This window comes from Paenibacillus sp. OSY-SE (genome assembly GCF_000283315.1).
Taxonomy (GTDB): Bacteria; Bacillota; Bacilli; order Paenibacillales; family Paenibacillaceae; genus Paenibacillus_B; species Paenibacillus_B profundus.
Genome location: NZ_ALKF01000103.1, coordinates 1 through 4,558, shown reverse-complemented (window position 1 = coordinate 4,558; position 4,558 = coordinate 1). Strand labels below are relative to the sequence as shown.

Sequence of the window (4,558 nt, the reverse complement as noted above, 5' to 3'; positions counted from 1 at the left end):
CCACTGAGCTATGTCCGCATTTTCATTAGCTAAAATTGTATTGCATCCTAGCGTTACATGTCATTTTAGCGAGGACATTTACTAATATATCAGACTGAATATTGAATTGCAAATCTTTTTTTCATAAAAATTTGTGGTATTTTTTTCTTGTTCCTTATATTTGAAAATAACCGCATATAGATGGAAAAAGCCTGATTTGAAGCTGACTAAACAACTTCTAAAACAGGCTTTCCGATACTTTTATCTTATTTTTTATCCCATTGTAATTGAAACTTAGGCTCGCGATATCCGACGACTCTATCGTTGTCGTTCTTCGTCTCCGCAGGACTCAATCGCTTCAAACGCTCGATCGTTTCCGCATTCGGGTACTGAATTTCTGTTAATATATGAGCGACTATGAGCGGCCACTGGTCCTCCGAACCGTCCATCACTTTAAATGCGATCCCCATTCTCTGTTTGCGCAGCCCGAAGCAGTAAATCCCTTTAGCTCCGCCTTTCGCGACAATGTTGTCATCTTGTAAGAGCGTTGGGCAGATTAACTCTGTACCTGACACGTAGAATGGGTATTTGTTCATCAAAGTCGTCAATCGAATAACGGCGTTGCGCACTGCTTCATCCGCAATCAGATCCGGACAGGCAAGGCGTAAATATAAGAGTGCGATGTTGCGAATAGGTATGGCATACACGGGAAATCCGCAGCCGTCCGTACCCAACTTAATTTGATCCGCAGGCATATCCGACAATTGCGACATCAATTTCAATACGTGCTGCTGTACCGGATGATCCGGCTCCGCATAATTGTGCTCCGGCCAGCCCATCATTTTGCACAAGGCCAGCACGCCCAAATGCTTGCCTGAACAATTGTGATACAAGGAGCGCGGTGGCTCGCCATGCGCGATCCGCTCATCCTTGGCGGCACTGTTCAGCGGATAAGTAGGTTTGCATACGAACTTGTCTTCTGTAATTCCCGTCTTTTTCATAAAAGACTCAAGTGCATCAACATGGAACTTCTGAGCGCGGTGAGAGGCTGTCATCAGTACGATTTCTTCATCGCTTAAGCCGTAATGCTCTGGAACCCCCGCCAATATCGCAGGTAGAGCCTGTACCGGTTTGGAAGAAGAGCGCATAAAGCTCACATAGCCTTCGTCGCCGACATGAAACATCGTTTCCCCGTGCTCATTGACGCCTGCCACATGGCCCGTATACGCGCATTCCAACCAGTCTCCCCGAAACTCTTCTACTAACACTTTTCCTAAGTCAACCACGTTCGTTCCTCCCTCGTCATTCCCAAGGTGTCTTCTTGCTTATGTCCCCTTCAAAAGGTCGTGAACACGCATTTCGATGCGGCCGCTTGCCTCTATGAATGGTACGAGCTAATTATACTCCAGAACGACCATTTGATGACATTCCAATTGAGGAACAACATAGCGGATACCGCGTGAAGTCGCTTCATAGTCGATCTCCGTCATCTGTGGCGCCAAATAGACTCGCTTCACCTGCTGCTGTGGCAGCTGTACCTCTACTTCAATGTTGTGGAGCGGAATAATATCTTCGATAATTTCTACACGCTCGCCACGTTTCACCGGGGAAGCATACAGGAGATGATGGATAAAACGCTTCTCTTGCGCTTGATGCTGCAGCGTCGTTACGCCTTGAGCCGGCAGTGTCGTCTTCAAGGAAATTTGATCTCCCAGCAAGCGGCGCAGAGCATAGACTACCATTTCTCTTAATACAAGGCTTCCCTTTGTCGCATAATCTTCAAATACATTCCAAGCTATATAAATTCCGTGCTTCGTCTCTACCATTCCCGGACCGCCATATTGTTCGGAAGTCGGTGTATGCTGGTGAGAGCAAAAACGGAAAGCTTGTCTGTTAAAGTACGGATCTTCACGGCGTCCAAGCTCCGTGCCGTCTGTCAGCTCAATACGACGGCCTTCGCCGTACATAATGTAAGCAGCCTCGCCGAGGTTCGGCAATTCGAACCCCGGACGGAAATAATCCGGACGGAACGGATTGACGCCTGTGTCTTTAAAGCCTAACGGCAGCAGGTTGTTCGTCATCTCCTCGTTCAAGCCAGAGCGTCCTGTTGCGAGTACTTTACCGCCCGCAGCAATAAACGCTTCCACCTTCTCGCGCACCTGCTCTGCCATGACGATCGCATCCGGCAAAATGAGCACGCGGTAAGGGCTCCAATCGGACTTCAAATCAACCACATCGAACAGGATTTTGCCTTCCAGCAGCATACGCCCGGCACCCATATCGATTTTTCCGGAATACATCGCACCACTATCCTGCTGTACACCTGCCGCTTCAACCGTAAGCAGCGCAACGTCTGCAAGATTGACCGTGTCTACGCACCATGCTTCTTTTTGCTCCACTTCCGCGTAGGCTTTGCCGATCAGCTCATATGTCGCCTTATCCATCTCACCTTCCGGATGAAGCTGGTCGCCAATCGAACAGCGAGCGCCATGTGCCAGGTTTAACGATGTTTCGTACCGCAGCGCATTCGGATGCTTGTATCCGCCGAACTCGCCCCAGAACGTATGGAATTTACCGGTCATCCCGAGGAAATCCATTCCGATAGGCTGCGCATAACGTGCCGATAACGGGAAGTGATCGTATCCCCAGCCCCCGGTCGGAAGTGATTCCAATTCAAGGTGTGTATTCATATTCATTAAATCGCGGCGTCCCTGATGAATGTGCCCTGCATTATGGAACACAGGCAGACCAGGTTTGATTTCGTCGATGGCATCGCGCACACGCTTCGTATAGTTGGCATAAATACGGCGCCCATTTTCGATAACGTGTTCCTTGTTGCGCGGATTCAAGCCATCTTCCTGCATTTGCTTCAGACAGGTTGGGCAATAGCACGTCCGTTCACCGACAATATCTAAGAAAATGCCGTCCGCATCATATTTGCGCACAACCTCTTGAATTTGTTTAATGACGATATCGAGATACGGCGTGTTCAAGCAAAATTGATGATAGCCCGGCTTCATGAAGGAGTCGACCCAATTCGTGCGATCTTCCTCACTGCGAATCAGCCATTGGGAGTATTGCCATGCCAATCTTTCATCCAAGCCTACGGATAAGTAGACCGGTACGTTGACGCCGATTTCATGTGCAGCTTCAATTTGCGCCCCAAGCAGGTCATAGTCGAGCTCCGGGTGCATTTCGTTCGTTTCAGATGGAAAATAAGCCCACCCGTGATGGCATTTTGCAAAGATGGTAATCGAGTCGACATGACCAACACGGAGCATCTCCTGAAAATTACTTTTAGAAAATTTTCTCCCGATATGGGGAACATGTTCCGAAGTGTGAAAATCGAGATGTACTTGTCTAAAACGCATGATATTCCTCCTACGCATGACATTTTTATGGAATCATTGTATCATTTACGTAACGTTTCGTATTTAAGATAGCTTCCTTTCGTTTATACAATATTCCGATCATCGGGGAGGAAAAATGATGAAATCACTTGCGGACACACTTCCTCATATCCGGGCCGCTCATATGTACAATTATCGGGGAGCTCCAGAAGAACAGCGACGTAGAGGTTACAGCTATGCGTTTCATCTGTTCACGGAAGGGCATGGACATATGCTGGTGAACGATCAGCGCTATGCCGTCTCCAGTGGTACTTTAATCTTCGTCCGTCCTGGAGAGTGGCATTTCTTCGAGCATACTCCGAGCGAAACGATGGATGCATGCAATATATACTGTGATTTATGGAGTGTGCCGAAACCGAAACAACCAACCTTTGCCTATGAATGGGATGATTTTAATCCCCTGTGGCTGACGGCGACCGAGCCCTGTCCTGAATTGGAATCAATACCGACGTGCATGTCGCTGCGCCCATATCCGCATCTCATTGAGCTCATCAAGCATACCCTCGCGGTCTATAATCGTAACGGCAAATATACATCCCAAGCCGTCTCCGCCTGCTTCTATGCTTGGCTGCTGCAGTGGAGCGATGTTACTTCAGCGGATTATCCAATAGATTACCGCATCGCAAGGGTGCTGCAGCAGATGGACGAGCAACCAGAGCGCCGCTATACGCATGACCGCTGGTGCGAGCAGTGCGGGCTGGAGAAGTCTCAGTTCTACCGCTTGTTCAAGCAAGAGACCGGAATGTCGCCCAAGGCGTACGTCCTGCGCTCGCGCATGAAGAAAGCCGCTGTCCTCTTGATGGAAAGCCGTCAATCCATTACGGAAATTGCCCTCTTGCTCGGGTACGACTCCATTCATTATTTTTCGAATCAATTCGCTTCCGTGTACGGTGTGAGTCCGTCGGCCTATCGTATGGGGAAAGGGCACAACGATGTGGAACGCTGGTGAAGTACGCGGAGTGAACTGCTGCCAACAATAAATAAAGAACCGGAAGGGTATGCCTCCGGTTCTTATTATTTTCATAATAACAACGGACAGAATGGAGAAATATAGATTGAGATTGCACGATTCTTTCAATATTGGAAGTAAAAACGGAGGAAAACAAAAAAAAATCTGCGTTAAAAACACAGACTTGGTTTGTATGTTCTGGTGAGCCATGAAGGACTCG

3 protein-coding genes are annotated in these 4,558 nt (G+C 48.3%); 1 reads left to right on the top strand and 2 read right to left on the bottom strand.

Annotated features, from left to right (window positions below; translation table 11 throughout):
- Nucleotides 1-245: 245 nt before the first annotated feature.
- Entirely contained in the window at nt 246-1,265 is a 1,020-nt protein-coding gene (locus A372_RS0100700; protein ID WP_019418934.1) for an asparaginase, read from the bottom strand.
- A gap of 108 nt (nt 1,266-1,373) precedes the next feature.
- Nucleotides 1,374-3,350: a beta-galactosidase trimerization domain-containing protein gene (locus A372_RS0100695; protein WP_019418933.1), complete on the bottom strand. Its 1,977-nt coding sequence runs from the start codon at nt 3,348-3,350 to the stop codon at nt 1,374-1,376.
- Nucleotides 3,351-3,465: 115 nt separating this feature from the next.
- On the opposite strand from A372_RS0100695, the gene A372_RS0100690 reads away from it, so the two are divergent.
- The gene (locus tag A372_RS0100690) at nt 3,466-4,338 is read left to right on the top strand and encodes an AraC family transcriptional regulator (RefSeq protein ID WP_233698096.1); all 873 of its coding nucleotides are present in this window, start codon (nt 3,466-3,468) and stop codon (nt 4,336-4,338) included.
- Nucleotides 4,339-4,558: the final 220 nt, after the last annotated feature.